A 15,761-nucleotide genomic window follows, 5' to 3' on the forward strand; every position below is an offset into this window, starting at 1 on the left:
GAAAAAGATATTTACAAGCACTAATATTGCGTCTAAAAGCATTAATAATCTTACCTTTGCCAGAATTTGATATTCCTATTATTTATACGGAAAAACTCAATTTGAGCGATAAAACTGCAATCATTATGGGCTATTCTTGTATTAAAATCAATTCATAAATTGACATCAAAAATAAAAACAGCAATTAAGGCGAAAGCCAATTTTATTGGATTACCTATTTTGGCTTTATGCTGGGTAAGCTTTTTTTGGGGCACCACTTGGCTGGCTTCCAAAGAAGGTGTTAAGCACATGCCGGGATTACAGCTGGCAGGTATCAGGCAATTTATTGCAGGTTCTCTTTATTTGTGTTATTTCCTGTTTAAGAAAACACCTTGGCCAAAAGGAAAACAATGGAAAAGCATTCTCATCCTCAGCCTTCTCAACTTTGTGTTAAGCAACGGGCTCAGCACTTGGGGCGTAAAATACATCAGCAGCGGATTGGGTGCTATCATTGGTGCGATGGTTCCGGTGTGGATTGTGTTTATCAGTATTTTTAAAGGAGAAAAAATTACCAGATTGACAATTTTGGGAATTTTAATCTGTTTTGGCGGCGTCTGCGTAGTCTTTTATGAACATCTGCTGGATTTTTTACAGCCCGATTTTCAAATTGGCATATTTCTTTCGATAACGGCAACAATTACTTGGGCATTTGGAACTTTATATACCAAGAAAAAAGCCAATAGTTTTAACCCGTATTTTAGTTTAGGACTTCAGATGTTTATTTCCAGCGTTTCACTTTTTGCTTTTATCGGAGCAACAGGAGCAGGCATTCCGCTTTCTGAAATTCCTGCCAATTCATGGTGGTCAATCGCCTATTTGGTTCTTTTTGGGTCGATTCTAACTTTCATTGCATTTATTTATGCATTACAAAAACTCCCAACCGAATTAAGCAGCCTGTACGCATATGTAAACCCGATCGTCGCTGTCGTTTTGGGATCTTTAATTTTCGAAGAACCACTGACGACAGCCGTTATCTTTGGCGGAAGCGTTACTTTAATCGGATTGTATTTGATAAACCACGCTATGCGAAAAAAGAAAAACAGCACTGAACCGATTACCGAAATAAATTAGTTCCTGTTTATGATGAAATAAAACTAGATTATAAACCATGAAAAAATCCCATTAAGTTTTAGTAACCTAATGGGATTTTTTGATATTTAGAATTATTTCTACCAGATCTTAACCCTTTTCGAAGGGTCAACATACATGGTGTCACCAGCCTTAATCGAAAATGCATCATAAAAAGCATCAATGTTTTGTAAAGGCACGTAACCTCTATACATTCCAGGAGAATGCGGGTCTGTTTTTACACGGTTTTTGATAGCTTCATCACGCATTTTGATACGCCAAACGGTTGCCCACGAAATAAAGAAACGTTCTTCTGGTGTGAATCCATCAATTAATTCCGGTCTTCCGTTTTCTTTCAGATACAATTGCAATCCATCATAAGCAGCATTTACTCCGCCTAAATCACCAATGTTTTCACCTAAAGTAAATTTACCGTCGACATGTATTCCCGGTAAAGGCTCTAATGCGCTGTACTGATCAGCAAGAGCGGTTCCTAATGCACTAAATTGTTTTAAATCTTCGGCAGTCCACCAGTCAACAAGATTTCCGTCAGCATTGTAGCGCGCTCCTGAATCGTCAAATCCATGGGATATTTCATGTCCGATAACCGCTCCAATTCCTCCATAATTTACAGCTTCATCAGCTTGATAATTATAAAATGGTGCCTGTAAAATGGCTGCAGGGAAAACAATTTCGTTATATGATGGGTTATAATAAGCATTTACAGTTTGGGGAGACATGTGCCACTCTGTTTTATCAACTGGTTTTGAAAGTTCCTCAACAGCTTTTTGATGATTCCAAAACGAAACATTTTTTGAATTCTCAAAGTAACTGCCTCCTTCAGAAGGAGCTTTTATTACTAGTTTTGAATAATCTTTCCATTTATCCGGATACCCGACTTTTATAGAGATTTTATTTAATTTTTCAATTGCTTTTACTTTTGTTTCCGCAGACATCCAAGTCAAATTGTTAATTCGAACTTCATAAGCCCTGATGATGTTTTTAATCATCTTCTCCGCTTTTGCTTTCGCTTCTGCAGGAAATAATTTTTCAACATATAATTTCCCTAAAGCTTCTCCAATATTTCTATTCACAATCAGCAAAGCTCTTTCTTCAAGAGGTCTTTGTGTAATGGCACCTGTTAATGTTTTTTCATAAAAATCAAAATCAGCAGCATCTATATTCATTGATAATTTGTTGGCTGAATTGTTCAACAGAGTCCATTTCATAAATTCTTTCCAGTCATCCACTTTATTCTCGGTAAAAATAGTCTGCAGCGCTTTCATGTAACGAGGCTGATCTACATTGACAGTACTTAATTTTGAAAATCCAACTCCCGAAAAATAATTTTCCCAATTGATTGCCGGTACCATTTTTTGCAAATCGGCTATGGTCGTGGGATTGTACTGCAGTCTGGAATCTCTTCTTTCAACCCTATCCAATCTAGGTTTTGACATAGAAGTTTCCAAAGCCAAAATTTTTGCAGCGCTCTCACTGGCCTGTTTTGGATTTTCACCTATAAACTGAAGCATTCTGGCAACATGCAGCAGGTATTTTTCTCTTTTTTCTTTAGAATCTTTATCATCAGAAACATAATAATCCCTATCAGGCAAGCCCAGTCTTCCTAAACCAAGACTAACCGTATTTTTATTGCTGTCTTTCTCATCCGCTCCTACTCCTACTCCAAAAAAACCAATGCCGCCAATCGGTTCCATTTCAATCAGTATTTTTTGCAGATCCTCGATATTTTTTATCTTATCGATTTTTGCCAAATATGGTTTCAATGGATTAATTCCCTGCTTATTTCTGGCCACTGTATCAAGGAATGACTTATAAAGATTAATAGCTTTTCCCTGATCAGTATTTGACTTATACTTTGGATTTTTTGAAGATTCTTTCAAAATATCCAGAGCATCTTTATCTGTTTTCTTAACCAGTTCGCTAGAAGATCCCCAAGTTGTTCTATCATTTGGAATTTGGGTTTTTTCTAACCAAGTTCCATTTACAAATTGGTAAAAATTATCATTTGGTTTTACATTTTTGTCCATAAATGTGACATTGATTCCTGGTTCGGCCACTTTTGCAGCTGATTGCGCTTGACTTTGAGATGCCCAAATCAATGCAGGGATCGCAAATAAAACCCTTTTGGTCAATACATTTTTCATTAATAAATTGTTTAGAAGTTGTTACAAACATATTAATAATTTCTCGTTTTGTTATATTTTTAAAAAAATACATAAAATTAAATAATCTGAAAAAGAAACTACTTTTTGTATTTTTGCATCAAATCACAATTATGTCTCCTTTCTTCAAAAAATATAGAACCTATATAGGTATTGTTTTCATTTTTTCTGTCGTTACGTTGTACTTGTTTTATTCGGCGTTAAAGCCAACTAAAACATTACCTATTTTCAATCCGGCCGATGTAAACCCAGAATTAGTAGACTCAACCGTTCAATACGTCAGCAAATACCACACAATCGCTGATTTTTCCTTTACTAATCAAAACGGAAAAACCATTACCCAAAAAGATTATGAAGGAAAAATATATGTAGCCGATTTTTTCTTTACAACCTGTGGTTCAATCTGTCCAAAAATGACAACCAACCTGGTCGATGTGCAAAAAGCAATCAGGAACAATCCAAAAGTTAAGCTGCTTTCACTTTCTGTTTTTCCAGAAACTGATACTGTGCCTGCATTAAAAGAGTATGCAAAAAAATACGGCGTGATTGATGCTAAATGGAATCTAGTTACGGGCGACAAAAAAGAAATCTACACAATGGCTCGAAAATCTTATTTAGCAGTAAAAATGGGCAGACCAGACCAATTATACGATATGGTGCATACAGAAAATTTTGTTTTGGTTGATCAAAAAAAACGCGTCCGCGGATTTTATGACGGCACTAAGAAAGAGGAAATTCAAAGGCTAATTGAAGATATTGATTGGCTTTGCGCCAATGAAAAAAATGAGTAAAACTGATAATAATCAAGTATAGTTATAAATAAAAATGTATTTTTGCAATCTAAATTCAATCTAAATAAGCTTTGCAGACAACGATACATTCTCTCAAAAAAGGCCAAAAAGCCACTATCCTGGATTTTGATATCGATTTAATCCCATTAAAACTTCTGGAAATGGGCTGTTTGCCAGGCAATGACGTTGAATTGCTTCAGGTCGCTCCATTTGGAGATCCTCTGTATTTAGATATAAATGGCTCACATCTTGCCATTCGTATTGAAACTGCCAAACTTATTGAAGTAGAACTCATTAATACTTCAGAAAAATGAGTTTAAAAAACATCAACGTTGCATTAATTGGAAACCCAAATGTTGGGAAAACTTCGGTTTTTAATCAGCTTACTGGTTTAAATCAGCAAGTGGGGAACTACCCTGGAATTACCGTTGAGAAAAAAATGGGTTTTTGTAAACTGCCCAACAATATCAAAGCGAATATTCTTGATTTACCCGGAACCTACAGTCTAAATGCCAGTTCAATTGACGAAAGCGTTGTTATCGAACTCCTGCTTAACAAAAATGACCGTCTCTATCCAGACGTTGCATTAGTCGTTACTGATGTAGAAAATCTAAAACGAAATTTACTTCTTTACACACAGATAAAAGACCTTGAAATTCCAACTATTTTGGTCATTAATATGGCAGATAGAATGGAAACCAAAGGAATCAGCCTAGATATTCTCTATCTTGAGGAACACTTAAAAACCAAAATTGCGTTGATAAGTTCCAGAAAAGGACACGGAATCGAAGAATTGAAAAACCTAATTATCAGTTACAAAACCATTTCGGCTGAACCATGTTTGAATGCTTCAGTAATCGATAAGCCTTATTTTGACAGTCTTCAGCAAGCCTTTCCTAATCAGCTGCTGTATAAATTGTGGCTGGTTATCACGCAGGATGTCAACTTTTTGAATTTAGAGCGAAATGAAATTCGAAGTACGTTTACCAAATCACATTCGGATTTGAAACGCCTGCAGCAAAAAGAAACCATCAAGCGCTATCAGTTCATCAACAATGTTTTAAAAGAAGGCTTAAAAATTGACACTAGTATTGCTAAAGATTACCGAAGTAAACTAGACCGCGTGCTAACCCATAAAGTTTGGGGTTATGCGATTTTCTTCGTGATTTTGTTTGTGATTTTTCAATCAATTTTTGAATGGTCCAAAATTCCAATGGATTTTATCGACAGTACATTTGCATCTTTAAGCTCTATGACGAGCGAACATCTGCCGTCGGGAATGCTGACTAATTTGATTTCGCAAGGGATAATACCGGGAATTGGCGGTATTTTAATATTTATACCTCAGATTGCTTTCTTGTTTCTGTTCATTTCGATACTTGAAGAAAGCGGTTACATGAGCCGTGTAGTTTTTTTGATGGACAAAATCATGCGCCGATTTGGATTATCCGGAAAAAGCGTAGTGCCTTTAATTTCTGGAACTGCCTGTGCTATTCCAGCTATTATGGCCACCCGAAATATCGAAAACTGGAAAGAAAGACTGATTACCATACTCGTAACTCCTTTTACAACCTGCTCTGCACGTCTACCCGTTTATGCCATTATTATTGGCTTGGTAATTCCTGATACTTATGTTTTTGGAATTTTAAATCTTCAGGGATTAACCTTAATGCTTCTATACGTCATCGGTTTTGGAATGGCAATATTTGCTGCTTATATTCTGAATCTTATTTTAAAAGTAAAAGGCAAAACATTTTTCGTTGTAGAAATGCCAAATTACAAACTGCCAATGTTTAAGAATGTTGCCATCAACGTAATTGAAAAAACAAAAGCATTCGTTTCTGGAGCTGGAAAAATAATTTTGGCAATATCCATCATTCTATGGTTTTTGGCTTCTTACGGACCAGGAAAAGAGTTCAAAGATGCTGAAAAAATAGTTTTTGAAAATGCTAAAGAACATCCGCTGTCTTCAACGGAGTTTGAGAATGCTGTGGCTTCTCAAAAACTGGAAAACTCTTATATTGGATTAATGGGAAGAGGTATAGAACCTGTCATTTCTCCATTGGGCTATGACTGGAAAATAGGTATAGCCATTATCAGTTCATTTGCAGCCAGAGAAGTTTTTGTAGGAACCTTGGCAACCATTTACAGTGTTGGCGGAACCGATAATGAGAATACCATAAAAAATAAAATGGCTGATGAAGTAAACCCTGTAACAGGAGAAAAAATATTCAATTTTGCCTCGGGCATTTCCTTATTGATGTTTTATGCTTTTGCGATGCAGTGCGCCAGTACACTTGCCATCACAAAGAAAGAAACCAATTCTTGGAAATGGCCAGCCGGTCAGCTTGTATTTATGAGCACTTTGGCCTATGTAGTCGCATTGATTGCTTTTCAAATCTTAAAATAAAGCATAATGATTCAGGAAATTATAGCCTTTGTTATACTCACTGCTGCAGTTGTCTTTTTGATTCGAAAATTTTTCTTCAAAAAAAAATCGGACAAAAACTGTGGGAACGGTGACTGTGGCTGCAGTTAATCGGTCTTAATTACTAAATATTTCTTCTTTTAAAATACAGCTGTGACCAAGTTTTCACTTTTTCAAAAAAGAAAAAATCAGAAAAAGAGAAAGAGCTAATAACTTAAAAAAACTCTAATTTCTATTTCGAAACGCTTTTCGTTCCGTTTTTTTATATTAAATTTATGTCATTAATATTCAATTCTTTAATGTCTAAATTAAAAAAATCAAACTCCTATGAAAAAAATATTTAGTAGAGGATTAGTTCTATCGGCTGTTTTACTGTCATTAATTTCATGTAAAAAAGAAGAGCCAGCTGTTGTTGCTGCTATTGATACTAATCAGATCAAAGAAGAAATTCAAGCCAAAGAAAATGAATTTGCAGACACATACAATGCCGGCATAATGAAGGATATAGGATATTTTGCAGATGATGCCATTACCTATCCGCAGAATAACCAGCCAGTAACAGGAAAAGAAGCAATCGTTAAATATTTGAAAACCCATATTGATACTATTTCCAAAGGCAAGAAAATTTCATTTACCACTAACGAAGTATTTGTTGCAAAAGACGGAGAACAGGTTGTAGAAATAGGCAGTTATAAAGTAACAGATTCTACAGCTGCAGTAGTAAATTCAGGAAATTATATGACATTGTTTGTCAAAAAAGATGGTAAATATTACAGCTTAAGAGATATGAGTACTTCCGACTTACCAAACTAATAAAATAATTCTATTACGAAAAAGGTTCCCAAAATTGATTTTTGGGAATCTTTTTTTTGGCTTTTTCACAAAAAACAAAACACATTCGCTATATAAAACTGTTTTGTAGGATTCAATATAATATGTAGAGATGCACTGCAGTGCATCTCTACATATTATTACATTTAATTGTGCTGATATTGTTTGTTAATCAAATAGTCCAAAATATTGGAATAAACGAAATCCTTGGCACTATAATAAAACTATTGTATTCATTAATATGCATAAAAAAACCCTGAAGAACATCGTGTCATCAGGGTTATTATATTTTTTCAGAAGAGAAGAAGAACTGCCTAGCGTCTTCTTCCGCCGCCTCCGCCGCCTCTAAAACCGCCTCCGCCGCCACTAGATCGGAATCCGCCTCCGCTTCCACTAAAACTGCTGGAACGATTTGATGCCGATGGTCTTGCCGATGAAGAAGATCTATTCGACGCTGAAGCTCTATTACTAGCATCACGAGTTGAAGCAGAATTTCTGTTAGCATCACGTGTAGAGGCCGAATTTCTATTTCCGTCTCTTGTTGAAGCCGTATTTCTATTACCGTTATTTATATTATTCCTATTCCCGCTGTTTATGTTATTGTGCGAAACCCTATTTGAGGTATTTCGGCTATTATTATTATAGTTGTTAAAACTATTATGATTAACATAGACATTTGTATTGTGATATCCATAACCTCCTCCGTGGTAATGGTAATGATTGTGACGATAAATGCCAACAGCCATCACAGTAGCAAATGCAAAATAAGGCGGGTAATATCCATAATAATATGGAGGATAATAAGGTACATATGCTGGCGAATACACATACTGCACAATTGGAGCTTGTTCAACTACAATTGTAGTCGTTTGAGCTGGCACATTCACAGTTACCGGATTACTGCCTGTATATCCCGGATTAGAAGTAACTCCGGCATTTCCAGATGGACTTGGCTCCACAATATAATCCTTGCCATACAAAGCTTTGTCCCCAACAATCTGCATTGACACCTTTTTGTTTTTGTCTTTTGAAACCAAAATTACAGCTACGTCCTGTGTTTCTTTTTTACTTATAGGATCTCTAAGGATAAATGTATAGTTATCCCCGTCTTTTTTAGTATCAACTTTGATAAAATCAATTTTTTTATCATCGTTTAAGTCCAAATTATTTATTTTATTCTTTTCGTCATTCAATGACTTTTCAAAATCTTCTATAGTCTTAGACTTTTGAAAAAGATCCAAAACTGCATAAAGATCTAGGTTGTCACCTGGCAAACCTAATTCTCCTGTATCACTATTTTGAGAAAAAGCAGTTGTCCCAAACAAGCTCATTACTATTACTAGAAATGATAAAAAACGTACTTTCATAATGTTATAATTTAAATTTGTAATGTAAATATAGCAAACAAAACTTAATAAAATATGTGTTGATTGAATATATATGGTACAAATCAAAATTTGTGCCAAACACTTAAATATTGAATGTCACGTTTTTGACTCCACTAAAACAAAGGCAAAATTCAAATATGAATTTCAGCCAGCTTCTCAGGTAAGTTTGGAATTCGGAAAAGGAGGATTTTAAATCTAAAGCACTTTTACAAACAAATTGCTTGCTATTTTATTCGAAATAACAAGTTCAGTGTCATTGATTTTAATTTTCAATGATAAATCGAAGGTTTCCTTGGCAAGAACTTCAATTTTAGTTCCTAATCCTATCTGCTGCTTGTCGAGGTATTTCAAGAAATCAGAAGAATTGTCCTTTACCCCTACGCATATCCCTGTTTGATTGGACAACAGTTCAGACAACAATTGTTTTTCAATGGCAATGATTCTTCCCTGCGCATCAGGAATTGGGTCGCCGTGGGGATCTTCTGTTGGATTTCCCAAAAAATCATCCAGCTTATTTATGAGTTTTTCGGATTTTATGTGTTCCAATTGTTCAGCAATATCATGAACTTCATCCCAAGAGAAATCCAATTTTTCAACTAAGAAAACTTCCCATAAACGGTGCTTTCTCACAATCATTTTAGCGGCAAGCTTTCCGTTTTCGGTTAATGAAACTCCTTGATATTTTTTATAATTCACCAAATCTTTTTCGGCCAATTTCTTAAGCATATCGGTCACTGACGAAGCTTTAGTTTCCATCATTTCAGCAATAGCATTAGTGCTGACTTCACCATCAAGATTAGCAGTAAGATGGTATATGGATTTTAAATAGTTTTCTTCGGAGAAAGTCATTTTTTTAAAGTTTCTTAGTGACTACGTTTCTAATGCTCTAATTTTAAATATTATAAAAAATCTTAGGAGCTTAAAACTTCAAGCACCTATTTTTTTACAATCAGCAAAGGTATGGAAATCTTGTGTCTCAAACGATCAACTGTAGTTCCAAAAAGCAGATCTTTCATCCCAGTATGACCGTGAGTACCCATAATAAGTATATCAAAACTGCCTTTATTGACCAATTTTGGGATTACTTTATTAGGTCTTCCAAAGCCCAAAACTGTTTTCACATTAAATCCTTTTTCCTGAAACATTGATTTATATTCCAGCAGCAGGGTTTCGTCTACAGTAGTTTCATGATCGTCAATTTGTTTGCCGTACATCATAGCGCCAACTGATTCAACCACGTGAATCAAAGTATAATTAGCATCTTTACCTCCTACTTTGAAGGCATGATTAATAGCATTTTCATCGGCAAATGAAAAATCTACAGTTATTGCAATATTCTTATTATCCTGAACAGCAGCTTCGGTAAACTTTAAATTCATATCATGAGGCGAATGATTTTCAATATTCAGCCTAGCTTTAGAAAAGAAAGGTTTTATAACGATATAAAGCAATAAAATAAGAAAACTAAAAGCTAACGGCACTACAGTCAGCCAAAGAATAATCGAATTTTCGGATGCCTCAAGCCAGCCTTGTATTTCGGAATACACCAATTTGGCATTTAATGAAACAATTATAATAGCTATCAGCCAAGCAGCAACTTGAGTCAATTTTCCAATATGATGTCCTTTCATTTTGGATTTATCACTTACAAAATGAATTAGCGGAATGATAGCAAATCCCAATTGCAAACTCAAAATGACTTGGCTTAACACCAAAAGTTTACCTGTTACGCTTTCGCCATAAATCAATATAACCACCACCGCAGGCACAATCGCAATCAATCGGGTAAGAATACGGCGTACCCAAGGCTGAATTCTTAAATTAAGATAACCTTCCATTACAATCTGTCCGGCCAATGTTCCTGTAACCGTAGAACTTTGTCCAGCCGCTATCAACGCAACCGCAAACAAAATAGGCGCCCATTTTGTCCCCAGTAAAGGCTGCAGAAAACGATACGCATCTTGAATTTCGGCAACTTCATGCATTCCGTTCTTAAAAAATGTAGCAGCTGCTAAAATTAATATAGCTGCATTTACAAAAAACGCAAGATTTAAAGCAATTGTCGAATCAATTAAGTTGTACTTCAGCGCTTGTTTTATTCCCCTATCACTACGGCTGAATTTTCTGGTCTGCACCAATGAAGAATGCAGGTATAAATTATGAGGCATAACGGTAGCACCTATAATTCCAATTGCAATATAAAGCGCCGATTCATTTGGCAATGAAGGAATCAATCCATAAAACACTTTATCTATTTCCGGCTGGGCAAATATCATTTCAAAAATAAAAGACAACCCAATAATCATCACTAATGCAATGATAAATGCTTCCATTTTTCGGATGCCTTTATTAATTAGAAAAAGCAGTAAAAACGTATCCAAAACCGTAATCATAACAGCTTCAATCAGCGGAATCCCAAACAACAAATTAATCCCGATAGCCATTCCCAAAACTTCTGCCAAATCACAGGCTGCAATGGCAATTTCGGCCAGAAAATAAAGAATGTAATTGATAAAAGGAGAATAAGTTTCACGAGAAGCTTGTGCCAAATCACGCTGGGTTACGATTCCGAGGCGTGCGCTTAAACTTTGCAAAAGCAGTGCCATCAAATTACTCATCAGCAAAACCCACAATAAGGAATAACCAAACTGGCTTCCTCCCGCAATATCGGTCGCCCAGTTGCCTGGATCCATATAACCCACACTCACCAAATAAGCCGGACCAAAAAAGGCTAATATTTTTTTTAAAACTGTTTTTTTATTCTGGGTAGACACCGATTGGTGTACTTCTTCGAGAGACTTAGACATTTTTAATCTTTTAATAAACAAATATATAAAAATAACTTTATATCAATGAAATTATTTTTTTAGCTTTGTCTAAAATTTAATTTAACCAAAAATGAAAAATATTTTTTTAATAATCTCTATACTTTCAACACCATTTGCTTATTCCCAAGAAAGCATATCAATCAAAGGTGTGGTAATGCATAAAACTACTGTAATTCCTAAAGCAGTTATTCAAATAATAGGAACTCAATACTCAACAGAAACAGATAATCAGGGCATTTACACCTTCCAAAACATTCCAAAAGGAGATTACAAACTAGAGGTAACAGCCTCCGATTATAAAACACAAAGAAGAAACGCATCCATAAAAACACAAGAACCTATTCAACTGGATTTTCAGCTACAATCGGATGAAAACGAACTTAACGAAGTGGTCGTTTCAGGAACTCTCAAAGCTGTAAAACGTCTCGAAAGTGCCGTTCCTGTTGAAGTATACACTCCAGTTTTCTTCAAAAAAAACCCAACTCCAAGTATATATGAAGCTTTGCAGAATGTAAACGGAGTACGCCCACAGCTCAACTGCGGGGTTTGCAACACAGGTGACATTCACATCAACGGGCTGGAAGGTCCATATACTTCGGTAATGATTGACGGAATGCCAATTGTAAGCAGTTTATCTACCGTTTATGGATTGTCCGGAATTCCAAATTCATTGGTCGAAAGAATCGAAATCGTAAAAGGTCCCGCTTCTTCCCTTTATGGAAGCGAAGCTGTTGGCGGATTAATCAACATTATCACTAAAAATCCAAGCAACGCTCCTATATTTTCTGCCGATGTATTTACAACAACTTGGCTGGAAACAAATGCCGATATAGGTGTGAAATTCAATATTGCAAAAAAAGCAACTTCATTATTGGGATTGAATTATTACAATTACGATCAAACCATTGATAATGACAATGACGGATTTACCGATGTAACAGCACAAAACAGAATTTCAGTATTCAATAAATGGAATTTCTCAAGACCACAAAACCGATTATTTACTATAGCCATTCGCGGAATGTATGAAGACCGCTGGGGAGGCGATGTTCGTTGGGAGAAAAAATACCGTGGCGGAGATGAAATTTACGGCGAAAGCATTTACACCAAACGAGGCGAACTTTTAGGAAGTTATCAATTACCTACAACCGAAAAACTAATGCTGTCTTTTTCGGGAACGATGCACTTTCAAGACAGCCGTTATGGAACCACTTCCTATATTGCGAATCAAAAAATTGGTTTTTTACAGCTGACTTGGGACAAGAAATTAGGGAAAAACGATTTACTCTCTGGAATTGCTTCCCGTTATACTTATTATGATGACAACACCACCGCAACATCCATCTTAAACGAAAACAATCCAGAAAAAACATGGCTTCCAGGGATTTTTCTTCAGGATGAAATCTCTTTCAGCGAAAAACATAAAATCCTATTAGGAATTCGATACGATTACAACTCCATTCATGGCAATATCTTTACACCGAGATTTGCCTATAAATGGAAAATGGACGACAATAATATCCTCCGTTTTAATGCGGGTACAGGATTTAGAGTAGTCAACCTTTTTACCGAAGATCACGCCGCCTTAACAGGATCGCGCGAAGTTATAATTGCCGAAGATCTTGACCCCGAGAAATCAATCAACGCCAACTTGAACTACATCAAAAAAATCTATTTCCCGAACGGTACTTTTCTAGGCATTGAAACTACCGCTTTTTACACTCAATTTAGCAACAAAATTGTATCAGATTATGAATCTGATCCCAATAAGATCATCTATAACAATATCAATGGCTATGCATTGAGTCAGGGAATCAGCTGTAATACGGATATTAATTTCACCAACGGATTAAAATTCATTTTAGGCGCAACTTATATGGATGTTTCCAATGTAGAAAACGGAATCAAAACAAGACCTTATTTAACCGAAAATTTCACGGCAACCTGGAGTGTTTCCTATAAAATCAGCCCAATTGATTTGTCTATTGATTACACCGGAAATGTATACAGCCCAATGAAACTCCCTTTATTGAGCGAAACCGACCCAAGAAGTCCCGACTCCCCTTGGTACAGCATACAAAACATTCAATTCTCTTATACCGGCTGGAAAAACTTTGAATTGTATGCAGGTATCAAAAACCTGCTTAACTTTACTCCAAAACAAAACAATCCATTCCTAATTTCCAGAACCGAAGATCCCTTTGATAAAAATGTACAATACGATCCAAACGGAAAAGTATTGGTAACTCCTGATAACCCCTATGGTTTAACATTCGACACTACTTATGTTTACGGCTCGAATCAAGGAATAAGAGGTTTCTTTGGGTTACGATATAATTTGTTTTAAAGCTATCGATAAACTAATGATTTCTCTGCCACAGATTAAAAAGATTAACATAGATTAAAAACAAGCTAACAATCAAAAAATCCGAGAAAATCTTTTTAATCTGTGGCAAAAAAAATAAGGCGTTGAGCAAACATAGTTAATCATTTAAATGAAAAAAGCAGTTTACATATTATTAATTTTCTTTTGGATAATTCCGACTAGTTTTGCCCAATTGAAAACCTATACTTTCGAAGAAACCGAAAAATTATCTAAGGAAAAGCCCAAACCAATTGTAGTTTTCATTCATACCACTTGGTGCAATTACTGCAAGATGATGGAAAACTCCACTTTCAAAAACCCCGAAATCATTCAGCTTTTAAACTCAAATTTCTATTTCATTTCATTGGATGCCGAAAGCAAAAATGATATTCAGTTCAATAATCATACTTTTAAATTCAAGCCAAAAGGTCCGAATTCTGGAATTCACGAACTCGCCACAGCCTTGGCCGAAATTGATACTCAAGTAGTTTATCCCACGATTACAATTCTACAGACTGAATATTCTATTGTCTTCCAAAGACACTCTTTTTTGAATGCCAAAGAATTACTAGCCGTTTTGGAAAAGACCAAATAATCTCTTTTTCAAAAAAGCTTTTAAAATCAGGACAAAGCATCTTATCAAACTATAACAAAACTTTATATTTCAAATTAAGTTCTTGCAATTAAACTTTGTAACTTTGCAGTTCTAAAAGTTAAACTTAAAATAAAAAATATGTATCCAGAAGAAATGGTAAGACCAATGCAGGCTGAATTAACAACTGCTGGTTTTCAAGATTTACATAGTGCTGATGAAGTTAATAATGCAATTAAATCAGAAGGTACCACATTTGTAGTAGTAAATTCTGTTTGTGGCTGTGCTGCAAGAAATGCGCGTCCAGGAGCAATTATGAGTTTAGAAGGCGCAAAAAAACCAGATCATTTAATCACCGTTTTTGCTGGTGTTGATAAAGATGCTGTAAATGCAGCCAGAGAACACATGTTTCCTTTTCCTCCATCATCTCCAAGCATTGCCTTGTTCAAAAATGGTGAATTGGTTCACATGCTAGAGCGTCACCACATTGAAGGACGTCCTGCAGAAACAATTGCTGAAAATTTAAAAGATGCTTTCAACGAATTTTGCTAAGCATTAAATAAATTATACAATTTTAAAAATCCAGCAAATTGCTGGATTTTTTGTTTCGATTTTGTACCTTAGGACTAATCACCGTTATAAAAAAACACTATCTGGTTACAGTATGGTCACGAAGGTTTTTAACTTCGTCATGTTCAGCTTTTAGTAAATTATATTGCCCTTTAATGAGAGCTACCTGTTCAAGAGTAAGGTCTCCAATATATTTTTCCAATGTATTTTCATAAGTGTGTTTTATTGCATCTTCTCCATATTCACAGGATTCCAGAATAAGAGTCTTATTATTTCCGGTCAGAGCAGCTTTAAAATCCATCCAAGCTCTAAAAAATTTACCGGTAATTCTGGTGCCTTCAATAATTTCTCCGTCTAAACGTTTTACTTCAGCAATTAATTCTGATTTGCATACTTCGCTTGTTTGTTTGAATTTGTTGAACAAAGCTTTTAAACTAGTATCTTCCGTTTCCATAGAAGCGGTTGCATAGCCCTCAATTCGGTCGTTGTTAATTTCGATCAAATTGTTTAATACATCAATTGTTTTATTGGTTTCCATGTTATATTTAGTATTAATGATGAAAATATTTATTTTTATAAAATTCTGAATATTAGCACATTTGTTTTTATATGATTCTTTTTGAATTTTATAATATTTACATTTTCAAATTTAGAGCAGACTAAATTGACCAAAATTTA

Annotated in this window: 15 protein-coding genes; 10 read left to right on the forward strand and 5 right to left on the reverse strand. The window is 35.2% G+C overall.

The genetic code is table 11. From position 1 onward, the window contains the following. Nucleotides 1-159: 159 nt before the first annotated feature. The gene (locus C8P67_RS19210; RefSeq protein ID WP_115814806.1) at nucleotides 160-1,110 is read left to right on the forward strand and encodes a DMT family transporter; all 951 of its coding nucleotides are present in this window, start codon (nucleotides 160-162) and stop codon (nucleotides 1,108-1,110) included. A 98-nt stretch (nucleotides 1,111-1,208) separates the two neighbouring features. Here C8P67_RS19210 and C8P67_RS19215 read toward each other — a convergent pair whose 3' ends face one another. After that, entirely contained in the window at nucleotides 1,209-3,272 is a 2,064-nt protein-coding gene (locus C8P67_RS19215) for a M13 family metallopeptidase (protein WP_115814807.1), read from the reverse strand. A gap of 131 nt (nucleotides 3,273-3,403) precedes the next feature. Here C8P67_RS19215 and C8P67_RS19220 point away from each other — a divergent pair, with 131 nt between their 5' ends. The 5 genes from C8P67_RS19220 to C8P67_RS19240 all read left to right on the forward strand — a co-directional run bounded on the left by C8P67_RS19220 (nucleotide 3,404) and on the right by C8P67_RS19240 (nucleotide 7,322). Continuing rightward, the gene (locus tag C8P67_RS19220) at nucleotides 3,404-4,081 is read left to right on the forward strand and encodes an SCO family protein (RefSeq protein ID WP_115814896.1); all 678 of its coding nucleotides are present in this window, start codon (nucleotides 3,404-3,406) and stop codon (nucleotides 4,079-4,081) included. A 71-nt stretch (nucleotides 4,082-4,152) separates the two neighbouring features. Continuing rightward, nucleotides 4,153-4,395, forward strand: coding sequence for a FeoA family protein (locus tag C8P67_RS19225; RefSeq protein WP_115814808.1), 243 nt, complete (start codon nucleotides 4,153-4,155; stop codon nucleotides 4,393-4,395). Continuing rightward, nucleotides 4,392-6,491, forward strand: coding sequence for a ferrous iron transport protein B (gene feoB / locus C8P67_RS19230; RefSeq protein WP_115814809.1), 2,100 nt, complete (start codon nucleotides 4,392-4,394; stop codon nucleotides 6,489-6,491). Before C8P67_RS19225 ends, feoB begins: the two co-directional genes overlap by 4 nt. A gap of 6 nt (nucleotides 6,492-6,497) precedes the next feature. After that, nucleotides 6,498-6,620 carry a FeoB-associated Cys-rich membrane protein gene (locus tag C8P67_RS19235; RefSeq protein WP_115814810.1) on the forward strand — a complete coding sequence of 41 codons (123 nt, stop codon included), beginning with the start codon at nucleotides 6,498-6,500 and terminating at the stop codon, nucleotides 6,618-6,620. A gap of 216 nt (nucleotides 6,621-6,836) precedes the next feature. Next, nucleotides 6,837-7,322, forward strand: a complete 486-nt coding sequence (locus tag C8P67_RS19240) for a YybH family protein (RefSeq protein WP_115814811.1) — start codon at nucleotides 6,837-6,839, stop codon at nucleotides 7,320-7,322. A 332-nt stretch (nucleotides 7,323-7,654) separates the two neighbouring features. On the opposite strand, the gene C8P67_RS19245 is transcribed toward C8P67_RS19240, so the two are convergent. Continuing rightward, nucleotides 7,655-8,707, reverse strand: coding sequence for a hypothetical protein (locus tag C8P67_RS19245; RefSeq protein WP_115814812.1), 1,053 nt, complete (start codon nucleotides 8,705-8,707; stop codon nucleotides 7,655-7,657). Between the two features lie 73 nt (nucleotides 8,708-8,780). Between C8P67_RS19245 and C8P67_RS22210 the strand changes: the two genes are divergently transcribed. Then, on the forward strand, nucleotides 8,781-8,921 hold the full coding sequence (locus C8P67_RS22210; protein ID WP_170141496.1) for a hypothetical protein: 141 nt from the start codon (nucleotides 8,781-8,783) through the stop codon (nucleotides 8,919-8,921). A gap of 2 nt (nucleotides 8,922-8,923) precedes the next feature. Here C8P67_RS22210 and C8P67_RS19250 read toward each other — a convergent pair whose 3' ends face one another. After that, complete coding sequence (locus tag C8P67_RS19250) at nucleotides 8,924-9,577, reverse strand: metal-dependent transcriptional regulator (protein ID WP_115814813.1); 654 nt, start codon at nucleotides 9,575-9,577, stop codon at nucleotides 8,924-8,926. Between the two features lie 86 nt (nucleotides 9,578-9,663). Further along, the gene (locus C8P67_RS19255; protein WP_115814814.1) at nucleotides 9,664-11,535 is read right to left on the reverse strand and encodes an Nramp family divalent metal transporter; all 1,872 of its coding nucleotides are present in this window, start codon (nucleotides 11,533-11,535) and stop codon (nucleotides 9,664-9,666) included. 91 nt (nucleotides 11,536-11,626) lie between these two features. On the opposite strand from C8P67_RS19255, the gene C8P67_RS19260 reads away from it, so the two are divergent. The 3 genes from C8P67_RS19260 (at nucleotide 11,627) to C8P67_RS19270 (ending at nucleotide 15,065) form a co-directional block, all read left to right on the forward strand. Then, complete coding sequence (locus tag C8P67_RS19260; RefSeq protein WP_115814815.1) at nucleotides 11,627-13,903, forward strand: TonB-dependent receptor; 2,277 nt, start codon at nucleotides 11,627-11,629, stop codon at nucleotides 13,901-13,903. A gap of 148 nt (nucleotides 13,904-14,051) precedes the next feature. Then, nucleotides 14,052-14,516, forward strand: a complete 465-nt coding sequence (locus C8P67_RS19265; RefSeq protein WP_115814816.1) for a thioredoxin family protein — start codon at nucleotides 14,052-14,054, stop codon at nucleotides 14,514-14,516. 138 nt (nucleotides 14,517-14,654) lie between these two features. Then, nucleotides 14,655-15,065, forward strand: coding sequence for a BrxA/BrxB family bacilliredoxin (locus C8P67_RS19270; protein WP_115814817.1), 411 nt, complete (start codon nucleotides 14,655-14,657; stop codon nucleotides 15,063-15,065). A gap of 97 nt (nucleotides 15,066-15,162) precedes the next feature. On the opposite strand, the gene C8P67_RS19275 is transcribed toward C8P67_RS19270, so the two are convergent. Beyond that, entirely contained in the window at nucleotides 15,163-15,621 is a 459-nt protein-coding gene (locus C8P67_RS19275) for a PA2169 family four-helix-bundle protein (protein ID WP_115814818.1), read from the reverse strand. Nucleotides 15,622-15,761 lie beyond the last annotated feature (140 nt).

It is taken from the genome of Flavobacterium aquicola, assembly GCF_003385115.1.
GTDB classification, from domain to species: Bacteria; Bacteroidota; Bacteroidia; order Flavobacteriales; family Flavobacteriaceae; genus Flavobacterium; species Flavobacterium aquicola.